General features: G+C 73.5%; 17 protein-coding genes. 5 read left to right on the top strand and 12 right to left on the bottom strand.

Features of this window, described 5'->3' with window-relative positions; all coding sequences use genetic code 11:
- Positions 1 to 14: 14 nt before the first annotated feature.
- From AC068B_RS18015 to AC068B_RS18005, 3 genes are read right to left on the bottom strand one after another with little or no spacing between them, the layout of a single operon-like run.
- On the bottom strand, positions 15 to 476 hold the full coding sequence (locus AC068B_RS18015; RefSeq protein WP_478672514.1) for a MarR family winged helix-turn-helix transcriptional regulator: 462 nt from the start codon (positions 474 to 476) through the stop codon (positions 15 to 17).
- A complete protein-coding gene (locus AC068B_RS18010; RefSeq protein ID WP_478672513.1) occupies positions 380 to 1630 on the bottom strand; it encodes a DUF418 domain-containing protein in 1251 nt (416 codons plus the stop codon). Before AC068B_RS18010 ends, AC068B_RS18015 begins: the two co-directional genes overlap by 97 nt.
- A gap of 47 nt (positions 1631 to 1677) precedes the next feature.
- Positions 1678 to 2688: an AraC family transcriptional regulator gene (locus AC068B_RS18005; RefSeq protein WP_478672511.1), complete on the bottom strand. Its 1011-nt coding sequence runs from the start codon at positions 2686 to 2688 to the stop codon at positions 1678 to 1680.
- Positions 2689 to 2777: 89 nt separating this feature from the next.
- Between AC068B_RS18005 and AC068B_RS18000 the strand changes: the two genes are divergently transcribed.
- A complete protein-coding gene (locus AC068B_RS18000; RefSeq protein ID WP_478672510.1) occupies positions 2778 to 3698 on the top strand; it encodes an MBL fold metallo-hydrolase in 921 nt (306 codons plus the stop codon).
- Here AC068B_RS18000 and AC068B_RS17995 read toward each other — a convergent pair.
- Positions 3679 to 4383, bottom strand: a complete 705-nt coding sequence (locus AC068B_RS17995) for a GDSL-type esterase/lipase family protein (protein WP_356268238.1) — start codon at positions 4381 to 4383, stop codon at positions 3679 to 3681. The genes AC068B_RS18000 and AC068B_RS17995 overlap by 20 nt on opposite strands.
- 102 nt (positions 4384 to 4485) lie before the next feature.
- Between AC068B_RS17995 and AC068B_RS17990 the strand changes: the two genes are divergently transcribed.
- Positions 4486 to 5487: a TolB-like translocation protein gene (locus AC068B_RS17990; RefSeq protein WP_478672509.1), complete on the top strand. Its 1002-nt coding sequence runs from the start codon at positions 4486 to 4488 to the stop codon at positions 5485 to 5487.
- 86 nt (positions 5488 to 5573) lie between these two features.
- Here AC068B_RS17990 and serC read toward each other — a convergent pair whose 3' ends face one another.
- The 7 genes from serC to AC068B_RS17955 all read right to left on the bottom strand — a co-directional run bounded on the left by serC (position 5574) and on the right by AC068B_RS17955 (position 12275).
- Positions 5574 to 6692 carry a phosphoserine transaminase gene (serC, locus tag AC068B_RS17985; protein ID WP_478672508.1) on the bottom strand — a complete coding sequence of 373 codons (1119 nt, stop codon included), beginning with the start codon at positions 6690 to 6692 and terminating at the stop codon, positions 5574 to 5576.
- Positions 6693 to 6800: 108 nt separating this feature from the next.
- The gene (locus AC068B_RS17980; RefSeq protein ID WP_478672506.1) at positions 6801 to 8024 is read right to left on the bottom strand and encodes a cytochrome P450 family protein; all 1224 of its coding nucleotides are present in this window, start codon (positions 8022 to 8024) and stop codon (positions 6801 to 6803) included.
- The gene (locus AC068B_RS17975; RefSeq protein ID WP_478672505.1) at positions 8021 to 9280 is read right to left on the bottom strand and encodes a cytochrome P450; all 1260 of its coding nucleotides are present in this window, start codon (positions 9278 to 9280) and stop codon (positions 8021 to 8023) included. The genes AC068B_RS17980 and AC068B_RS17975 overlap by 4 nt, the downstream gene beginning before the upstream one ends.
- Positions 9277 to 9921 carry a GTP-binding protein gene (locus AC068B_RS17970; protein ID WP_478672504.1) on the bottom strand — a complete coding sequence of 215 codons (645 nt, stop codon included), beginning with the start codon at positions 9919 to 9921 and terminating at the stop codon, positions 9277 to 9279. The genes AC068B_RS17975 and AC068B_RS17970 overlap by 4 nt, the downstream gene beginning before the upstream one ends.
- Positions 9902 to 10258, bottom strand: a complete 357-nt coding sequence (locus AC068B_RS17965; RefSeq protein ID WP_478672503.1) for a DUF742 domain-containing protein — start codon at positions 10256 to 10258, stop codon at positions 9902 to 9904. The genes AC068B_RS17970 and AC068B_RS17965 overlap by 20 nt, the downstream gene beginning before the upstream one ends.
- Positions 10255 to 10701 carry a roadblock/LC7 domain-containing protein gene (locus AC068B_RS17960; RefSeq protein WP_356268258.1) on the bottom strand — a complete coding sequence of 149 codons (447 nt, stop codon included), beginning with the start codon at positions 10699 to 10701 and terminating at the stop codon, positions 10255 to 10257. The genes AC068B_RS17965 and AC068B_RS17960 overlap by 4 nt, the downstream gene beginning before the upstream one ends.
- A complete protein-coding gene (locus tag AC068B_RS17955) occupies positions 10698 to 12275 on the bottom strand; it encodes an ATP-binding protein (protein WP_478672502.1) in 1578 nt (525 codons plus the stop codon). The genes AC068B_RS17960 and AC068B_RS17955 overlap by 4 nt, the downstream gene beginning before the upstream one ends.
- Positions 12276 to 12594: 319 nt before the next feature.
- On the opposite strand from AC068B_RS17955, the gene AC068B_RS17950 reads away from it, so the two are divergent.
- From AC068B_RS17950 to AC068B_RS17940, 3 genes are all read left to right on the top strand, one after another.
- Positions 12595 to 15348, top strand: coding sequence for an FAD-binding and (Fe-S)-binding domain-containing protein (locus AC068B_RS17950; protein WP_478672731.1), 2754 nt, complete (start codon positions 12595 to 12597; stop codon positions 15346 to 15348).
- A 117-nt stretch (positions 15349 to 15465) separates the two neighbouring features.
- Positions 15466 to 16719 carry an SPFH domain-containing protein gene (locus AC068B_RS17945; protein ID WP_478672501.1) on the top strand — a complete coding sequence of 418 codons (1254 nt, stop codon included), beginning with the start codon at positions 15466 to 15468 and terminating at the stop codon, positions 16717 to 16719.
- A gap of 25 nt (positions 16720 to 16744) precedes the next feature.
- A complete protein-coding gene (locus AC068B_RS17940; RefSeq protein WP_478672500.1) occupies positions 16745 to 17680 on the top strand; it encodes a C40 family peptidase in 936 nt (311 codons plus the stop codon).
- Here AC068B_RS17940 and AC068B_RS17935 read toward each other — a convergent pair.
- Complete coding sequence (locus AC068B_RS17935; RefSeq protein WP_478672498.1) at positions 17677 to 18591, bottom strand: LysR family transcriptional regulator; 915 nt, start codon at positions 18589 to 18591, stop codon at positions 17677 to 17679. The two genes, AC068B_RS17940 and AC068B_RS17935, sit on opposite strands and share 4 nt — an antisense overlap.
- Positions 18592 to 18594 lie beyond the last annotated feature (3 nt).

Raw genomic sequence — 18594 nt, 5'->3', positions numbered from 1 at the left:
GGTGGCCGGGGCCGTCACGCGCCGCCCAGCCAGCCCGCCGCGTCCAGCCGGAACGCCTCCTGCGGGACGACCGCGCGCAGGTCGTCCTCCATGGCCGCCAGCTGCCGTACGCCGATCCGCCGCGCCCACTCCGCCCGCAGCTCGTCGAAGACCGCCGCCGAGCGGCGGAGCGCGTCGATGCCGTGCGGGGTGAGGCGGACGAGCTTGCGGCGGGCGTCGGCGGGGTCGTCGGTGCGGGCCGCGTAGCCGAGGGCGATCAGGCGGTCGACCGTCTTGCCCGCGGCCGGGCATCGGCACGTACCCGATGTCGACGCTCGCGAACCGCCTGACCAGGGCTGCGTGAGGCCACCCGCGCGCCCGGAACCCCACACCCGATACCTCACCTCCCGTACATCACGCGCCGCAGCACCACCTCGACCGGCCCCCGCCGCCCCGCCCGCTCCAGTGCGTACGCCCCCGCCACCGTCACCAGCCACACCGCCGCCGCGACGAGCGCCATGGTCGCGCTGGTCAGATGCGCGCCGAGGCCGAGGCCCCAGGCGGCGAGGAGCGGGGCGAAGAGGAGGGAGTGTGCGAGGTAGCAGGAGAGGGAGCGTTTGCCGACGGCGGAGAGTGCGGTGACCGCCCGGGTGCCGCGCCGGGCCGGGCGCCGGACCCACCAGTGTGCGAACAGCGCGATCGCCGCGATGTAGCCGAGGCCCGCCGCGTTCCCCGTCACGTCGCGCACCAGGCCGAGGACCCCCGCCTCGCTCTGCGCGTCGTCCGGTACGTCGAGGGCGCCGATGTGCGCGAGGGCCGCGGGCAGCGCCCCGAGCCAGCCGATCGCGATGCCGATGACGGCGGTGCGGCGCAGCAGCGGAAGGTGGCGGCCCGGCTCCTCCAGGATGCGGCGGCGCGCGGCCCAGAACCCGAGCAGGAAGATGGTGAACCCGCCGCCGACGAGGGAGAGCGGCGCGGCGACGAAGGTGACGAAGAGCCCGCTCTCGGCACGGGTGCCCGCGGAGCTCAGCCAGCTCGGGTCGTCCGCCGCGTAGGCGTCCGCGCCGGGCTCGGCCCCGGCGTCCCCGAGCGACCCCAGCTCGCCGTTCAGCCAGGCGGACGCGATGGGCTGGAGGGCCCCGAAGAGCAGCAGCGCGGCACCGATCCCGATCCACCACTTCAGCGCCCGGTCGCTGCGCCGCAGGAAGAGCCAGCCGAGGGCGAGGCTCAGCAGCCCGTAGTAGCCGACGATGTCGCCCGCCATGAGGAGGGTGGCGTGCGCGAGCCCGATGACGACCAGGCAGAGGCTGCGGCGGCGCAGGACGGCGACCGTGTCGCGCGCGGACGCCCCCGTACTGGTCCGCCGCAGGAAGAGCTGCGTCATCCCGTACCCGAAGAGGAACGCGAAGAGCGGGTACACCCGCATGTCGAGGGTGGTGATCATCGTGAACTGGACGGCGTGGTCGAGCGCTCCGCCGTCCACGGGCTGCCAGCCGGAGGGCCCGTGCTCCGCCTTCCAGAGGTGGAAGGCGGTGTTGGACAGCACGATGAGCAGGAGCATCAGGCCCCGGGCCAGGTCCGGGGCGAGGGCCCGGGCGCCGGTGGGCGGGGCGGGCGTCGCCGTCTCGTGCGCAGTGATCTCGACCGTCATGCCTGGACGGTATGGAGGCGGGGGCGGTGCGGGCGTCAGCCTTCCGGCTAGGGGGCGGCGACGAAAGTGTGCTTGTCGGGGGAGGCGGTCCGGTACCGGCCGGGTGTCGTGCCGAACGTGCGGGTGAAGGCGTGGGAGAGGGCGTAGGGGGAGCTGTAGCCGACCTGGCGGGCCACCGTGTCCAGGGACGCCGTCGAGTCGCGCAGCAGCGTGGCCGCGCGGGACATGCGCCACCACGTCAGATACGCCATGGGGGCGCGGCCCACGAGGGACGTGAAGCGGCGGGCGAGCGTGGCGCGGGAGACGCCGGTGCGGGACGCCAGCTCCTCGTTGCTCCACGGCGCTTCGGGTGCCTCGTGCAGGAAGCGCAGGGCCTTGGCGACCACCGGGTCGCCGAGCGCGGTGGGCCAGCGGGCCGTGCAGTGGTCGTCGGCCAGGGACTCCGCGAGCCAGGCGCGCACCATGTAGACCAGGAGCAGGTCCAGGAGGCTGGGCACGGCGACGTCCGCGCCGCAGCGTGCCGCGCCCGCCTCCCTGCCGAGCAGGTCGATCGCGGCCTGCAGCTCGGGGTGGCGGCCCGCCCGGCGGGGCAGGTGGACGATGTCGGGGATCTCGTCGAGCAGCGGGTGGGCGTGGCCGCGGTCCAGGTGGTACTTGCCGCAGAGCATCTCGACGGCGGAACCGGGGGAGTTGGGGGCGTCGGGCGGCTCGGGGGACGCCGGGGCGAGTGTGGTCGGTCCGTCGTGCGTCACCGGCAGGGCGTGTGAGTCCAGCCAGAGGTCGAAGGGGACCGCGCGCTCCACGGTGGGGCCGTCCGCGGGGGAGTCCGCGAGGATGTGCCCGGTGCCGCGCGGCAGCAGCACCACGTCGCCCGCAGCGAGCATGAACGGGGCGCTGCCGTCGTCGGGCAGCAGCCAGCAACTCCCCTCCAGGAGTACGCGGAAGCCCATTCCGTCGTACGAGGGGATCCTGCTGCACCAGGAGCCGGACACCCTGACCCGGTTGGAGGCGGGCAGCCCGACCCGCGCCGCCGAGATCGCATCACTGACCACATCCATGGCGGGAGTCTACTGCGTGAGACGTATGCGTATCTGATTGAGGTGAGCGGGCATTGAGGCGCTCGTCGCACCCTCCCTACGGTGAACCCATGAGCGAATTCAGCAGTGAAGTCGGCAGTGAAGTCAGCGGTCAGAAGATCCTGTTGGGTGACGTCGAGGTCAGCCGCGTCGTCGAAGTCGAGAGGTTCCCGCTCGCGGCGCGGACGATCGTGCCCGAGGTGCCCGACGAGGTGTGGCGCGACAACGAGGAGTGGCTCGTGCCCGACCACTGGGACCCGGGCAGCGGCGACGCCATCGCGCTCATGCAGACCTGGGTGCTCAGGAGCGAGGGCAGGACCGTCCTCGTCGACACGGGCATAGGCAACGGCAGGGAGCGGCCCGGCGTGCCCCCCTTCGAGCACCTCGACACCGACTACCTCGACCGGCTCGCCGCCGCGGGGGTCCGGCCCGAGGACGTCGACGTCGTCGTCAACACCCATCTGCACGGCGACCACATCGGGTGGAACACACACAACGTGGGCGGCAGTTGGGTCCCCACCTTCCCCAACGCCACCTACCTGATCCCCGCCGCCGACCACGCCTTCTTCGGGCCCGACCGCGGCGACGCCGTCCGCGAGGACAACCGCTACGGCTTCGCGGACAGCATCGCGCCCGTCGTACAGGCAGGTCAGGCCGTGCTGTGGGAGGGCACGCACCGCATCGACTCCCACCTCACCCTGGAGTCCGCGCCCGGCCACACCCCCGGCTCGTCCGTGCTGCGGCTGCGGTCCGGCACCGACCGCGCCGTCTTCGTCGGCGATCTGCTGCACACCCCGGTGCAGATCCTCGAACCGTGCTGCAGCAGCGAGTTCTGCGAGGACCCGAAGGAGGCCGCCGCGTCGCGCGTCCGGGTCCTCGGGCGGGCCGCCGACGAGGGCGAGCTGGTGGTCCCGGCGCACTTCGCCGGTACCGGAGCGGTCGAAGTGCGGCGCGAGGGAGGGAAGTTCGGGATCAGCCGGTGGGCGTCATGAGCGTCCCCGCGTAGGGGCCGCCGATGCCCCACGCCTGGGACAGGGCGTCCGCGAAGGCCGACGCCAGCTTGTGCTCGCCGCTCGCGTTCGGGTGCGTGCCGTCGTACGTGTCGAGGTGGATGTCGTACGACGGCGGGCGCGAGGCCAGCAGGAGCGGGGAGCGGGGCGTGTCCAGGTCCGCCACCGCCTTCGCGAGGAGCACGTTGAAGCGGTCGACCTCCGCGGCGAACGGGGCGTCGGACTCGGCCCGGACGTTCGGGATGACGGGCAGCAGCACCATCCGGACGTGCGGGTTCGCCGTGCGGGCCGCCGTGACGAAGGCGCGGACGTTCTCCGCGGTCTGCTCCGCGTTCGTGTAGAAGCCGAGGTCGATGAGGCCCAGGGAGACGAGCAGCACGTCGGCGGGGTCGCGGGTCAGCGCGCCGGAGATCTGCGGGGCCAGGTGCAGCCAGCCCTCGCCCCAGCCCGCGAGGTGGTTGCGGGGGAAGTCCGGGGACGCGTCGGCGTACGCGTGGGAGAGGGGTTCTCCCGCCGCCTTGTCGTGGAGGGCGGTGCGCGGGCCGACCACGGCGACGCCCTCGGGGCCGAGGGTGTCGCACAGGTGCCGCCACATGCGGTGGCGCCAGGTGTGTTCACCGGCGCTCCCGATCGTCATGGAGTCGCCGACGAACATGAACCTGAGCATCCGGTCATCATCCCGGATCCGGGCCCCGGCCTGCGATGTGAGGCTGAGCACGCTCCGTGCCCCGACGGCCGGCGCGCGGGGGCAGGTGGCACGCTTGGCCCCATGCGTTCGCTTCGGGCTGTTCCGTCTGTCCTTGCCGGTGCCGTGCTGGCCTTTGCCTTCGCCGTGGCCGTGCCCGCCGCGGCCGACGGCCACGACGGGTTCACGATCGAGGACCCGCGGATCGTCGAGTCCAGCGGCCTCGCCGCGTCCCGCGCCCACCCCGGCATCTACTGGACGCACAACGACCAGGACAAGGGCGCCTACCTGTACGCGGTCGACTCGAAGACGGGCAAGACCGTCGCCACCGTCACGATGACCGGCGTGGGCGCGCCGCGCGACGTCGAGGCGATCTCGGTCGGCAGCGACGGGAACATCTACGTCGGCGACATCGGCGACAACCTCAACGGCACCTGGCCGAACGTCTGGGTCTACAAGCTGCCCGAGCCCAAGACCCTCAAGGACCAGACGGTCCGCGCCACGCAGTACGTGGTCAAGTACGCGGACGGGGCGCGGGACGCGGAGGCGCTGATGGTGCACCCGAAGACCGGCCGGATCTACATCGTCAGCAAGAACGAGGACGGCGGCGGGCTGTACGAGAGCCCGGAGCGGATGTCCGCGTCGGGGACGAACGTCTTCAAGCGGATCTCCGAGGTCGACCTGTGGGTGACCGACGGCGCCTTCTCGCCCGACGGCAAACAGCTCGCGCTGCGCGGCTACTTCGGCGGCATCTGGTACGCGTGGCAGGGCGAGGGCAAGAAGCCGCAGCGCAAGGGCCGCCTGAGCGTGCCGCTGCAGCGGCAGGGCGAGTCCGTGACGTACACGCTCGACGGGACCACGCTGATGTACGGCACCGAGGGCGAGCAGAGCGAGGTCAAGCCGGTGGAGGCGCCGGGCGGGTCCGGGGGCGGCTCCGGCTCGTCGTCGGGCGGCGCGGGGTCCGGTGACGGCGGCGGGGACGCCGGGGCCGAGGGGGGCCTCAAGACGGGGGCGATCGTCGTCGGGGCGGTGCTGCTCGCCGTGTTCGGCTTCAGGCGGCTGGGGAGGCGCGGCGGCGGCAAGTAGCGGTACGGAAGTTCAAGCAGCTGAGCCGGTAGAACGCGCTTCGGGGCGCCCGCCCGGTGGGACGGGCGCCCCGAAGGGGAGTGTTGCTAGAGCTTCTCGATCACGTAGTCGATGCACTTCGTCAGCGCCTCGATGTCCGCCGGGTCGATCGCCGGGAACATCGCCACGCGCAGCTGGTTGCGGCCCAGTTTGCGGTACGGCTCCGTGTCCACGATGCCGTTCGCGCGCAGTGCCTTGGCGATCGCGGCGGCGTCGATCTCGTCCGAGAAGTCGATCGTGCCGATGACCTGCGAGCGCTTGGCCGGGTCCGTGACGAACGGGGTCGCGTGCTTGGACTCCTCGGCCCAGCCGTACAGCGTGCGCGAGGACGCGGCCGTGCGGCCCGTCGTGAACTCCAGGCCGCCCTGGGAGTTCATCCAGTCCAGCTGCTCGGCGAGCAGGAAGAGCGTGGAGAGCGCGGGGGTGTTGTACGTCTGGTTCTTGCGGGAGTTGTCGATCGCCGTGGGGAGCGAGAAGAACTCCGGGACGTGGCGGCCGGACGCGTGGATCCGCTCGGCGCGCTCGATCGCCGCCGGGGAGAACGCCGCGAGCCACAGGCCGCCGTCGGAGGCGAAGGACTTCTGCGGGGCGAAGTAGTAGACGTCCGTCTCGGCGATGTCGACGGGCAGGCCGCCCGCGCCGGACGTCGCGTCCACCAGGACGAGGGAGCCGGAGTCGGCGCCCGCGACGCGCTTGACCGGGGCCGCGACGCCGGTCGAGGTCTCGTTGTGCGTGTAGGCGTAGACGTCGACGCCCGCCTCCGCCTTCGGGTCCGGGTGCGTGCCCGGGTCCGAGGAGATCACGGTCGGCTCGGCCAGCCACGGGGCGAGCTTCGCCGCCTTCGCGAACTTCGAGGAGAACTCGCCGAACGTGAGGTGCTGCGACCTGTTCTCGATCAGGCCGTGCGTCGCCACGTCCCAGAACGCGGTGGAGCCGCCGTTGCCGAGGATCACCTCGTACCCCTCGGGGAGGGAGAAGAGGGAGTTGATGCCCTCGCGCACACGGCCGACCAGGTTCTTGACCGGGGCCTGGCGGTGGGAGGTACCGAGCAGGGAGGTGCCGGTGGCGGCCAGGGCGTCCAGCGCCTCCGTACGCACCTTGGAGGGGCCCGCGCCGAAACGGCCGTCGGCGGGCTTCATGTCAGCGGGAATCTGGATCTCAGCCACGGGGTGAGCCTAGCGGCTCGGGGCGCGGGGTCCTGGTGGTGTCCGCCGGGTGAGATCGTGCCCCCACCCGGCGTGGACGACTCGGGGCTCCGCCCCGGACCCCGCTCCTCAAACGCCGGAGGGGCTGTCTCCCAGTCGCACCGGCAGCTCGAACAGGTCGTTCTGTGTCACCACCGGCTTGTTGCGGAGTTCCGAGTGGGGGACCGCCAGGGTCAGGTCGGGGAAGCGGGCGTACAGGGCCGGGAGGGCGACGCCCGCCTCCAGGCGGGAGAGCGCCGCGCCGGGGCACACGTGCGGGCCGTGGCCGAACGAGATGTGGCGGGTCGGCGACGTGCGCGTGATGTCGAACGCGTCCGCCGTGGGACCGTGCGCCTGCTCGTCGCGGCCTATCGCGCCGTACGACACGATCAGCGCGTCACCCTTGGGGATCACCTTGTCCCCGACGGGGACGTCCTCCGCGGCGAAGCGGATCAGGACGTGCGAGGTGGGGGTGGAGTGGCGCAGGGTCTCCTCGATCACCGCGTCCCAGCCGACCTGCCCGGAGCGGACGAGCGCGAGCTGCTCGGGGTGGGCGGAGAGGTTCACGACGGCGTTGACGATGAGGGAGATCGTCGTCTCGTGGCCCGCCGCGACCATCAGCTGGAGGGTGGAGACGATCTCCTCGTCCGTGAGGTGGTCGCCGTCCTCGGAGGCCTGGATCAGCGCGCTCGTCAGGTCGTCGCCGGGCTCCGAGCGGCGGGCCGCGACGACCTTGCCCATCATCCCGGCGAGCTCGCCGAGCGTCGCCACGACCTCCTCCGGGGGCGTCTGCGTGGAGAAGAACTTGTCGAAGAGGACCTTCAGGCGCGGGTGGTCCGCCTCGTCGATGCCCATCAGGTCACTGATGACGTACATGGGAAGGGGGTAGGCGAACTCCGCTTTCAGGTCCACGGGTTCGGAGCCGGGAGGGAGCTTGTCCAGGAGGCCCTTCGTCAGCTCCGCGATGCGCTCCCGCATCCGCTCCACCCGCCGCGGCGTCAGCGCCTGCGCGACCAGCGTGCGCATCCTGCGGTGCTCCTCGCCGTCGACCGTCAGCATGGAGCGGCCGGGGTTGGCGAGGCCGATCAGCGGCCAGTCGGCGGGGATCTCGCCGCGCCGCCAGGCGCCCCAGACCTCGATGTCCTTCACCAGCCGCTTGTCGGTGAGGAGTTGCCGGGCCTCGGCGTGGTGCGTGACCGCCCACACCGGCACGCCGCCCGGCAGCTCCGCCTCGGCGAGCGGGCCCGCCGCGCGCAGCCGTGCGCTCTCGCCGTCGAGGTCGGTGACGAACGGATCCAGGGCGATGCGCGTCATCTGGTGTCTCCAAAGGCTGAGGTCGGGGTCGGGGTGAAGCTCACCGGCAGGTCGGTCAGGCCGCGCAGCCAGGGCGAAGGGCGGCGCGTCAGGGCGTCGGCCGGTACCGCGAGGTCGAGGTCGGGCAGCCGGTCGAGGAGGACCTCGATGCCGGTCCGCGCGATGACCTCGGCGACCTCCTGCGCGGGGAAGGGGCAGCGGTGCTCGCCGTGGCCGAAGGAGAAGTGGGCGCTGTTGCCGCCGGTCAGGGCGGAGCCGTCGGTGCGGACCTGCGGGTCGGCGTTGGCGGCGGCGAGACCGAGGAGGAGCAGGTCACCGGAGTTGATGCGGCGCCCGCCGAGCTGGGTGTCGCGCGAGGCCCAGCGCCCGGCGACGTTCTGCGTCGGGGTGTCCTCCCACAGGACCTCGTTCATGGCCTCCGCGACGCTGTGCCTGCCGCCGAACAGGGACGCGGCGAAGCGGTCGTCGGTGAGCATCAGGCGCAGCGAGTTGCCGATCCAGTCGGCGGTCGGCTGGTGGCCCGCGGCCATCATCACCATGAGGTCCTGGGCGATCTCCTCGTCCGTGAAGCCGGAGCCGTCCTCGGCGAGCTGCGTCTCCAACATGTACGAGGCGACGTCCTGGCCCGGCTCCGCGTGCTTGCCGGCGATGAGCCGCATCATCGAACCGCCCAGGTGCTGCTGGCCCGCGAGGGCCCGCTCACGGCCGTCGATCATGTCGTTCATGGCGGTGACGAGGCCGGGGCCCTCCTCGTCGGAGAAGCCGTAGATGCGGGCGAGGACGCGGACCGGGAGCAGCATCGCGTACTCGGCGACGATCTCCGTGGTCCCCTTGCCGCAGAAGCGGTCGATCAGCTCGTCCGCGAACTTCTCCGCGTGCGCCCTGAGTTCGAAGGGGTCGATCGCCTCAAGGGCGTGCGCGATCATCGCGGCGCGCCGGGTGTGCCGCTCGCCGACCGTGTAGAGGATCGACGGCTGCTTGTGGCCGATCATCGGGAGCAGCGGCCAGTCCGCGGGGATGTCCGGCCACTGGTTCCACAGCTCGGAGTCGCGGCTGTAGAGGACCGGGTCGCCGGTGACCTGGTGCAGCTCGCGGTAGCCCAGCACCAGCCAGGCCGGTATGCCGCCGTCGAGCAGGACGGGGGCGACGGGGCCGTGGTCGCGGCGCATCTCCCGGTACAGCTGGGTGGGTTCGGTGGCGAACCGCGGTCCGGAGAGCGGTACGGGCGCGCCGGCGCCGGTCACGGGGCAGGTCACTTGGCGGTCTCCTGAGGGGCGTGGCGCTGGGCGGCGTACAGCGACTGGAGGTGTTCGACGAGCGTGATCAGCACGTCCTTGCTGGACTCGCGCGAGCGGGCGTCGCAGTCGACCAGCGGCACGCCGGGGTCGAGGTCGAGCGCCTCGCGCAGCTGCTCGGGGGTGTGCCCGGAGCCGCCGAAGTCGTTGCGGGCCACGATGAACGGCGTGCCGTGGTGCTCCAGGCGGTCGATCGCGTACCAGGAGTCCTCCAGGCGGCGGGTGTCGACGAGGACGACCGCGCCGAGCGTGCCGGAGAAGAGGCGGTCCCACAGGAACCAGAAGCGTTCCTGGCCGGGGGCGCCGAACAGATAGAGGATGTTGTGCGCGTCGAGCGTGATGCGGCCGAAGTCGAAGGCGACGGTCGTGGACGTCTTGCCGCCCAGGCCTGCCAGGCCGCCCGTCTCGTCGATGCCCTGCCCGGCCTGCGTCATCGTCTCCTCGGTGTTGAGGGGACGGATCTCGCTGACGGAGCGGACCAGCGTCGTCTTGCCGACGCCGAAGCCGCCGACCACGACGATCTTCAGACCGTTGTCGGCGGTCGCGGTCAGTTCGGTTCGGGTGGTCCCGGTAGCGCTGCGTTCAGAGATTGCGGAGTCCAACGAGCACCTGCTCCAGGATGTCGGGGTCGGGAAGGCTGCGGCCTGCCGCCGCGCGCGGGTGGCGGGCGCTGATCCGGCCCGCGTCGAGCAGGTCGGACAGCATGATGCGGGTGATGCTCACCGGCAGGCCGAGCTCGGCGGCGATCTCCACGACGGCCGTGGGCAGCCCGCAGAGCCGCAGGATCGCGGCGTGCTCGGACTGCATGCCGGGGACCGGGCCGGACTCGGCGACGATCAGGGTCACCAGGTCGAAGGGTGCGTCGGGCGCCGACCGGCTGCGTCCACCGGTGAGGGTGTACAGCCGGTCGGGGGAGTCGTCCCGGCCGGGGCGGCTCATGAGGCGGGCAGGGTGCGGGGGCCGTCGTCGGCGCGGGGCTCGGCGCGCAGGTGCTCGCCGAGCTGCTCGACCAGCTCGCTCATGGTGTGGCCGACGAGGCCCGCGTCGGCGTCCTCGGCGGCGATGACCGCGAGGTGCGCGCCCTCGCCCGCCTCGACGATGAAGAGGATCCCGCCGTAGAACTCCGCCATCGCGGAGCGCACCCCGCCGCTGCCGTCGCCGAACTCGGCGGACGCGCCGTGCGACAGGGACTGGATGCCCGCGGCTATCGCGGCGAGCTGGTCGGCCTGGTCGACGGAGAGCTCGGGGGTGCGGCACAGCTTCAGGCCGTCACGGGAGAGCACGAGGGCGTGCCGGGCGCCGGGGGTGCGCTCCAGGAGGCCTTCCAGCAGCCAGGTGAGCTTGGCGTCGGTGGTGGTGCCGGGGGTGGTGCCGGTGGTCATCGGGGGGTTTCGCCTTCCGGGTGCGGGGGTGTTGCGGGGGCTGTCGCGTCCTCGGAGGGTGTGGAGTCCGGGGGTGTGGCGCGGACGGCCTGGCGGAAGCTGCTGAAGCGGGCCGCGGTGCTCGCGGCGGTGGCGGGGCGGGGACGCCTGGTCTCTCCCGTGTCGCTGTCGGCGCGGGCTCGCTCGGCGGCGGCGAGGGTGCGGCCGCGGGGGCGCTTGGGGAGGGGGGCGTCGGCGGTGGCGGGGGTGTCCTCGGCCGGGTGCCCGGGGGTCGTCCGTGGGTGCGGGGCCGCGGGGGGATGTGCGTACTCGCCGTCCCTGCGCCGCGTCGGAAGTTCCTGGATGTCACGGTCGGCTCGGTGCTCCGTGCGCACGTCCCCCCGCGTCCCCTCCGGCGCGCTCGCGGGCGCCGGTGAGTCGGTGGTGGCGGAGGGCGGTGCGGGTGGGAGGGCCGCTGTCGTCGTGGGCGATGCTGCCGTCAGCGAGGCCGGGACCGGGGCCGGAGCCGTCTCCGAAGGGCGGGAAAGGAGCTCCTGGGGTATCAGGAGGAGTACGCCCGTGCCGCCTCGTGCCGATGGGCGGAACGACACCGTCAGGCCGTGTTTGCGGGCCAGCCTGCCGACCACCGCGAGGCCGAGCCTCGTGCCGGACAGGCCGCTGAGGCCCTTGGCCTCGCCGGACACGGCCTGCTCGGCGCGGCGCTGCTGCACGGCGCCCATCACCAGGCCGCTGTCCTCGACGGAGACGATGACGCCCGCCGCGACCTCCTCGATGTACACGTGTACTTCGGAGGTGGGCGGCGAGAAGTTGGCAGCGTTGTCGAGGAGTTCCGCGAGGGCGTGCATGACGCCCTCGGCGGCGTGGCCCGCGACGGCGACCTCGCTGGCCGAGTGGACGCGCACGCGCTGGTAGCCGCCGATGCGGCCCATCGCGCCGCGCAGGATCGACTCCATGACGATGGGGCGGGCCCAGCGGCGGCCCGAGCGGGCGCCGGTGAGCACGGCCACCGAGTCGGCGATGCGGCCCGCCTGCGCGGTCCTGTGGTCGAGGTGGAGGAGGTCGGTGAGGACGTCCTCGTCCGCGTGCCTGCCCTCCATCTCGCGCAGGTCGGCGAGCATGCCGGTGGCCAGGGCCTGCATGCGGCCCGCGGCGTTGGCGCTGGCGGCGAGGGCGGCGGCCCGCTCGGACTCGGCGGCGCGGGCGCGCACGGTCAGTTCGTTGCGCTCACGGACGAAGTGTTCGGTGAGGGCGGTCCGCTCGCGGGTGAACTCCGCGGTGCGGGCGGCCTGTTCCTGTACGAGCCGTCCGGCGTCCTGCCGGACCTCCTCGACGCGGCGGCGCAGCAGGGCGTTGCCGCGGATGGAGTGGAAGGCGAGCGTCACTGCGGCGCTCAGTGCGAGGGCCGCGGCGCCGGATCCCCAGGCCAGGGGGGTCCGTACGGAGCCGGGCGCGAGGGCGACGGCGGCTCCGGTGAGTGCCGCGGTGACCAGGGCACTGGCCAGCAGGACGAGCGCGGTCGGGCGCAGCGGAGGTTGCTCCGTCCCGGGGCGCGCTAGGGGGGTTGGCGCGGTCATCAATCGGGGTCCTAGATCGGAAGCGACACACTCTGCTCAAGTCGGGATCACTATAGGAGAGTTAGTGACCGAGTTGGGAATCTTCCCGTCCGGATCGTGAAAAAACGGGTGAGGCGGGGTGGCCGGAAGGGGCCTCTGCGGGGGCATCCTGGGCGGTATGAGCGATCTCGACGCCGACCCCGGCGGCCCGACGCGGAACCGGGGAGACCAGGAAAGGGCGGGCCGACAGCCCTCTGACCCGGGTGGGTTCGCGCGGGATCTGCGCGCCGCCGTGCGCGGCGACGTGGACCTCTCCGTCACCGCACGCGCCCTGCACACCATGGACGCCTCCAACTACCGTCGCGTGCCCGCCGCGGTCGTCGCCCCGCGCGACGCCGACGACGTGGCCGCGGCCCTCGCGGTCTGCCGCGAGCACGACGTGCCGGTGGTACCGCGCGGCGCGGGCACCTCGATCGCCGGACAGGCCACGGGAGTCGGCGTCGTCCTCGACTTCACCCGCCACATGAACCGCATCGTCTCCCTCGACCCCGGGGAACGGACCGCCGTCGTCCAGCCGGGTGTCGTTCTGGACGACCTCCGCTCCGCCGCCGCCCCGCACGGCCTCACCTTCGGCCCCGACCCCTCCACCCACAGCCGCTGCACCCTCGGCGGCATGATCGGCAACAACTCCTGCGGCTCGCACTCGGTCGCCTGGGGCACCACCGCCGACAACGTCGCGGCCCTCACCGTCGTCGACGGCACGGGCACCCCCCGCCGACTGGCCCGGGGCTGGGACGCCGCCCCCGCGGGCCTGCGCCCCCTGGTCGACGGCGACCTGGCGCTCCTGCGCACCGGCTTCCCCGACCTGCCACGCCGCATCTCCGGATATGCCCTGGACGCGCTGCTTCCTGAAAAGGGAACTGACCTCGCACGCGCCTTCTGCGGCTCGGAAGGCACGCTCGGCGTCCTCACCGAAGCCGACGTACGCCTCGTCGAGGCGCCCCGCGCGCGGGCGCTCGCCGTGCTCGGCTACAGCGACGAGAGCGCGGCCGCCGAAGCCGCGGCCGGACTGCTCCCGCACGGCCCGCTGACCGTCGAGGGCATGGCCGCCGACCTCGTGCGCGAGCCCTCGCAGAAGAGCGGCCTGCCCAAGGGCGGTGCCTGGCTCTTCGTGGAGACGGGCGGCGCGAGCCCGGCCGAGGCACGCGCGCGTGCGGAGGCGATCGTGCGGGCGGCCGACGTCCTCGACGCCGTGGTCGTCGACGACCCGGCGGGGCAACGGGCGCTGTGGCGCGTACGGGAGGACGCCAGCGGGACGGCGACGCGCATGGCGGACGGCAGCGAGGCGTGGCCCGGCTGGGAGGACTGCGCGGTGCCGCCCGCCCGGCTCGGCGCCTATCTGCGGGACTTCCGGTCCCTGCTCCGTGACCACGACCTGCGCGGCACCCCGTACGGGCACTTCGGGGACGGCTGCATCCACGTGCGCATCGACTTCGACCTGCTCACGAGTGAGGGCATCGCCCGCTTCCGCGGCTTCTCCGAGGAGCTCGCGGAGCTCGTCGTCGCGCACGGCGGCTCGCTCTCCGGCGAACACGGCGACGGGCAGGCCCGCGCGGAGCTCCTGCCGAAGATGTACGGTCCCGAACTCGTCGGTCTCTTCGAACGGGTGAAGGACGTCTGGGACCCGGCGGACCTGCTCAACCCCGGCATGCTCGTGCGGCCCGCGCCCCTCGACGCCGACCTGCGCTTCGCGCCCCTGCCCCGCGAACCGGTCGACGTGGTCTTCGGCTACCCGCACGACGGCGGCGACTTCTCTGCGGCGGTCAGGCGGTGCGTGGGCGTCGCCAAGTGCCGTACGTCGTCGCCGGGCTCCCCGACCGGCGTGATGTGTCCGTCCTTCCGCGTCACGGGCGAGGAGGAGCACTCCACGCGCGGTCGCGCCCGGCTGCTGCACGAGATGCTCGCGGGCGAGGTGGTGACGGACGGCTGGCGCTCGACCGAGGTCAAGGACGCGCTCGACCTCTGTCTGTCCTGCAAGGGCTGCCGCTCGGACTGCCCGGTGGGCGTCGACATGGCCACGTACAAGGCGGAGTTCCTGCACCACCACTACGAAGGCCGCCGCAGGCCCGCCGCCCACTACGCGATGGGCTGGCTGCCGCGCTGGCTGCGGGCGGTCGCGGCGACCCGCACGGCCGGGCTCGTCAACGCCCTCGCCCGCGTCCGCCCGCTGGCCGCGCTCGGCAAGCGGGTCGGCGGGCTCGCCCCGGAGCGGGCGGTGCCCGAGGTGGCGCCGCGGACGTTCCGGCAGTGGTGGCGGAGGCGGCCGAGGGGTGGGGGGCGCCCCGATCTCGTGCTCTGGCCCGACACCTTCACGGACCATCTCTCTCCGGCGGTGGGGCGGGCCGCGGTGGCGGTACTTGAGGACGCCGGGCTCACCGTCGCGGTGCCGCCGCGCGGGGTGTGCTGCGGACTGACGTACGTGTCGACGGGGCAGCTCGACCGCGCCCGCGCGGTGCTGCGGGCCACCCTGGACCGGATGGAGCCGCTCCTGGACGCCGGAACACCGGTCGTCGTCCTGGAGCCGAGCTGCGCCGCGGCGCTCCGGACCGACCTGGCCGAACTGCTCGGCGACGACCCGCGCGCGGCCCGGCTCGCCGCGTCGGTCCGCACGTTCGCGCAGGCGGTCGAGGAACTGGCCCCGCAGTGGCGGCCCCCGCACGTCGGCCGCCCCGCCGTCGGCCAGACCCACTGCCACCAGCACGCGGTCCTCGGCGACGCGGCGGAGCGGCGCCTGCGGGCGGAGGCGGGCCTGACGGGCGAGTTGAGCGGGGGCTGCTGCGGGCTCGCCGGGAACTTCGGGTTCGAGCGGGGCCACTACGACGTCTCGAAGGCCTGCGCCGAGGAGCAGTTGCTGCCCGCGGTGGCGGAGGCCGACCCGGACGCGGTGGTCCTGGCCGACGGCTTCTCCTGCCGGACCCAGCTGACGCAACTGGCCGGGGTGCGGGGCCGCCACCTGGCGGAGGTCCTCGCGGAGGGGATCGCGGCGAGAGGGGCGACGGCCAGCGGTGCCGCGGGCCGGGACCAAAGTCCCTGAGACAGGTGACCTTTGCGGCGGCGGAACGGTGTCCGGTTGCGGCAGGATCGGCATGGTTCATGATCATCTGTCGAGGCGTCAGCTGTGCTGCGCCCGCGAGAAGTCTGGTGTGCCACCGTGCCGGAAGAGCCGAAGGAACCCGCAGCGCCGGAGGGGGCCGGGGCGCTGGAGGGGGCTGGGCTGGAGGAGCTCGGCGCACCGGCGGAGCCCAGCGTGTCGAAGAAGCCCGCCGGGCTCGACCGGCCCGCCGTGCGGGACGGGGACGACCTTCTCCGTGAGCTCGTCGTGCGCAACCGGCGCGACTCCATACCGATGGATCTGCTCTTCCGGGGCGATACCGCCGAACTGCCGAAGGTGCAGCAGCAGAAGAAGAACAAGGTGGGGGCGGAGACCCCCGTCGCCAAGGGGGGTGCGGCCAAGAGTGCGCGGCAGGTGTCCGGGGCGGTGCCCCGGCCCGACCGGGAGCTCGTCGAGCGGCGCGGGCCCGCCTGCTCCGGCTGGTGGGCGCTGCTCGTGACGCTCCTCGCCGTCGGCGGCGCGGGCTGGATCGTGTGGTCCGGCGGGCTTCTGCCCACCCGCGTCACGGAGTTGCTGCGGCTGCCCGAGCGGACCGGGCACGGGCTCGGCGCGGCCCGGTGGGCGGCCGTCGACGGCTGCGGTGTCGTCGTCCTCTTCGCGCTCGGCGGGCTCACCCGCGGGCGGGTCGGCAGTGCCTGGATCCTCTCGCTCTTCGGGCGGTACCGGGGCGTCGTGCGCCGCACCGGACTGATGTGGATCAGCCCCCTGATGCTGCGCAGACGCGTCGACGTACGCCTGCGGCACTGGCGGAGCGAACCGATCACGGCGGTCGACGCGCACGGCGTGGAACTCCGCGTGGTCGTCCTGGTGGTGTGGCAGGTCAAGGACGCGGCACGGGCCCTCCTCACCGTCGACGACCACATCGCCTACCTGCGCGAGCAGGTGGAGGCGGTGACCGTGCGCGTCGCGTCACGGCTGCCCGCGGACTCCTTCCGCGAGCCCGCCGACGACGTGCCGACCCTGCGGGACGCCGAGGCCGTCGGCTCCGCGCTCACCGCCGCCCTCGCCGCGGAGTGCAGGGCCGTCGGCATCGAGGTGTTCTCCGCCCGGCCCACCCGCGTGGAGTACGCACCGGACGTGGCCGCGGCGATGCAGCGCCGCCGGATCGCCGCCATCGACGCCAGGCACCGGGACAGCGTGCTGACGTCGGTGCTCGACGCCGTGGACGACACGGTCCGCAGACTCACCGAACGGGGACTCGTCGAACTCGACGACTACGAACGGAAGGCCCTGGTCAAGGACTTGACCGTGGCCTTCTACACGGCGCGGGGGAACGCCGTCGACACCCGCTGAACCGTACGGAACGAGAGGGCCCCAAGTGCAGACTCCCCGATTCACCGAAGAGATACCCGCCGACTGCGGGTGCGGACACTGCACCGGGGCGCAGGCCCCGGGCCGCGCCGGGCAGCAGCACTGCGGCAGCGTGCGCGGAGCCGTCGTGGCCGCGGTCGGCGCGGCCGTGCTGGTGGGCGCCGCGGCAGGGACGGCCTCGGCCGAACCCGCGCCGAGCCACGCGGGCTGGGACGGCGCCAAGTACTGGTACAAGGACGCGACCGGCTGGTGGCGGTGGACGTCGCACTACGACAAGTACGTGGCGCGCGGCGGCAAGGGCGCCGCGGCCTCGGCCTCGAAGGGGAAGGGCGCGACCGCCGGTACGCGCAGGTCCGCGTCCGCCGAGCCCGTCTTCCGCGGCCGTCAGGGCTGGGACGCCACCGACCGCGTCTACTGGTACCGGAAGGCCGGGCACTGGTACTGGACCAGCCACCAGGACAAGTACGAGCGCTACACGGGCCGTTCGGGCTCCGCCGCCTCGGGGCCGTCCTCCACCCGCCCCGCCGGGAAGCCGAGCACGAAACCCTCCACCAAGCCCTCCACCGGCACCCCCAGCCGCCACGGCACCGAAGCCGCCATCTCGTACGCCATGAGGCACCTCGGCGACCCCTACGTCTGGGGCGGCAACGGCCCGCACGGGTGGGACTGTTCGGGTCTGGTCCTTGCGGCCTACCGGCAGGCGGGCATCGCCCTGCCCCGCGTCGCCGACGCCCAGTACCGCGCCACGCAGCCCATCTCGCGGGGCCAGCTGCGCCGCGGTGACCTGGTGTTCTGGAGCAGCAACGGCAATTCGTCCGGCATCCACCACGTGGCGATCTACCTGGGCGGCGGCCAGTACCTGGAGGCACCGCGCCCCGGCAAGAACGTCCGGGTCTCGTCCTTCAGCTGGTACAACCCGAACATGTACGGGCGGGTCCGCTAGGACGAGCCCTGGGGATGCCTGCCCCGCCCCGTGACCTCGCCTACGAGCGCGCACAGGTCGTCCAGCGCCGGGTGGCTCGGCGGGCCGTCGCGGCGGGCCAGGAGCACGGGGACGCGCGGCGCGTCGGGCAGGGGGACGTAGGCGACCCCCGGGTGCGGGTGCAGGTCCGCCGTCGCGGTGGTGGTCACGCCGACCGCGCGGGACGCGGCGATCGCGGCCAGCCAGTCGTCCGTGTTGGCGACGCTGATCATCGCGGTGGGGCGCGCGTCGGCGGGCCACAGGTCCGCGGTGGTGGTGCCGGACACCGTGTTGAGGGCGATCGTGCGGTCCGTCAGGTCCGCGAGGTCCAGCCGGGCGCGGGAGGCCAGCGCGCTGTCGGCGGGGACGGCGGCCACCCGCGCCTCCGTGTGGAGGAGCTCCGTGACCAGGCCCGGGGCGATGTTGTCGACGGGGCCCCGGAGCAGCGCCGCGTCGACCGCGCCCCGGGCGAGGCCCGCCGTGCGGTCGTCGATGCGGAGCAGTTCCAGGGGGACGTCGGGGTGCGTCTCGCGCCAGCGGCGCAGCAGGGGCGTCGTGTACGGGCCCGCCGCCGACCACGCGTGCCCGAGCCGCAGCGGACGGCGCAGCGAGCGGCCCGCGTCCAGCGCGTCCTCGAAGGCGGCGACGGCGACCGCCGCCTTGTCGCGGAAGCCGCGGCCCACCGCGGTGAGCCGCAGGTGATGCGTGGAGCGGTCCACCAGGCGCGAGCCGAGCTCGTCCTCCAGTGCGGCGAGCGTGCGGGACACGGCGGGCTGGGTGATGCGGAGGCGGGCGGCGGCGCGGGTGACGCTGCCCTCCTCGGCGACGGCGAGGAAACAGCGCAGGTGGCGCAGCTCGACGGAGGTCCTGGTCGGCCTGGTCGGATCGGTCATGTC

The organism is Streptomyces sp. NPDC042371 (assembly GCF_056437465.1).
The sequence above is the reverse complement of the archived record's forward strand: the minus strand, read 5'-3'. Positions and strand labels throughout refer to the sequence as shown.

Excerpts from the sequence above, each read along its gene's own strand:
- AC068B_RS17995 (WP_356268238.1), bottom strand. The coding sequence starts at position 4,383 with ATGCTCAGGTTCATGTTCGTCGGCGACTCCATGACGATCGGGAGCGCC.
- AC068B_RS17960 (WP_356268258.1), bottom strand. The coding sequence starts at position 10,701 with ATGACCACCGGCACCACCCCCGGCACCACCACCGACGCCAAGCTCACC.
- AC068B_RS17935 (WP_478672498.1), bottom strand. The coding sequence starts at position 18,591 with ATGACCGATCCGACCAGGCCGACCAGGACCTCCGTCGAGCTGCGCCAC.
- AC068B_RS17965 (WP_478672503.1), bottom strand. The coding sequence starts at position 10,258 with ATGAGCCGCCCCGGCCGGGACGACTCCCCCGACCGGCTGTACACCCTC.
- AC068B_RS18000 (WP_478672510.1), top strand. The coding sequence starts at position 2,778 with ATGAGCGAATTCAGCAGTGAAGTCGGCAGTGAAGTCAGCGGTCAGAAG.
- AC068B_RS18010 (WP_478672513.1), bottom strand. The coding sequence starts at position 1,630 with ATGACGGTCGAGATCACTGCGCACGAGACGGCGACGCCCGCCCCGCCC.
- AC068B_RS18005 (WP_478672511.1), bottom strand. The coding sequence starts at position 2,688 with ATGGATGTGGTCAGTGATGCGATCTCGGCGGCGCGGGTCGGGCTGCCC.
- AC068B_RS17980 (WP_478672506.1), bottom strand. The coding sequence starts at position 8,024 with ATGACGCGCATCGCCCTGGATCCGTTCGTCACCGACCTCGACGGCGAG.
- AC068B_RS17955 (WP_478672502.1), bottom strand. The coding sequence starts at position 12,275 with ATGACCGCGCCAACCCCCCTAGCGCGCCCCGGGACGGAGCAACCTCCG.
- AC068B_RS17990 (WP_478672509.1), top strand. The coding sequence starts at position 4,486 with ATGCGTTCGCTTCGGGCTGTTCCGTCTGTCCTTGCCGGTGCCGTGCTG.
- AC068B_RS17950 (WP_478672731.1), top strand. The coding sequence starts at position 12,595 with ATGGACGCCTCCAACTACCGTCGCGTGCCCGCCGCGGTCGTCGCCCCG.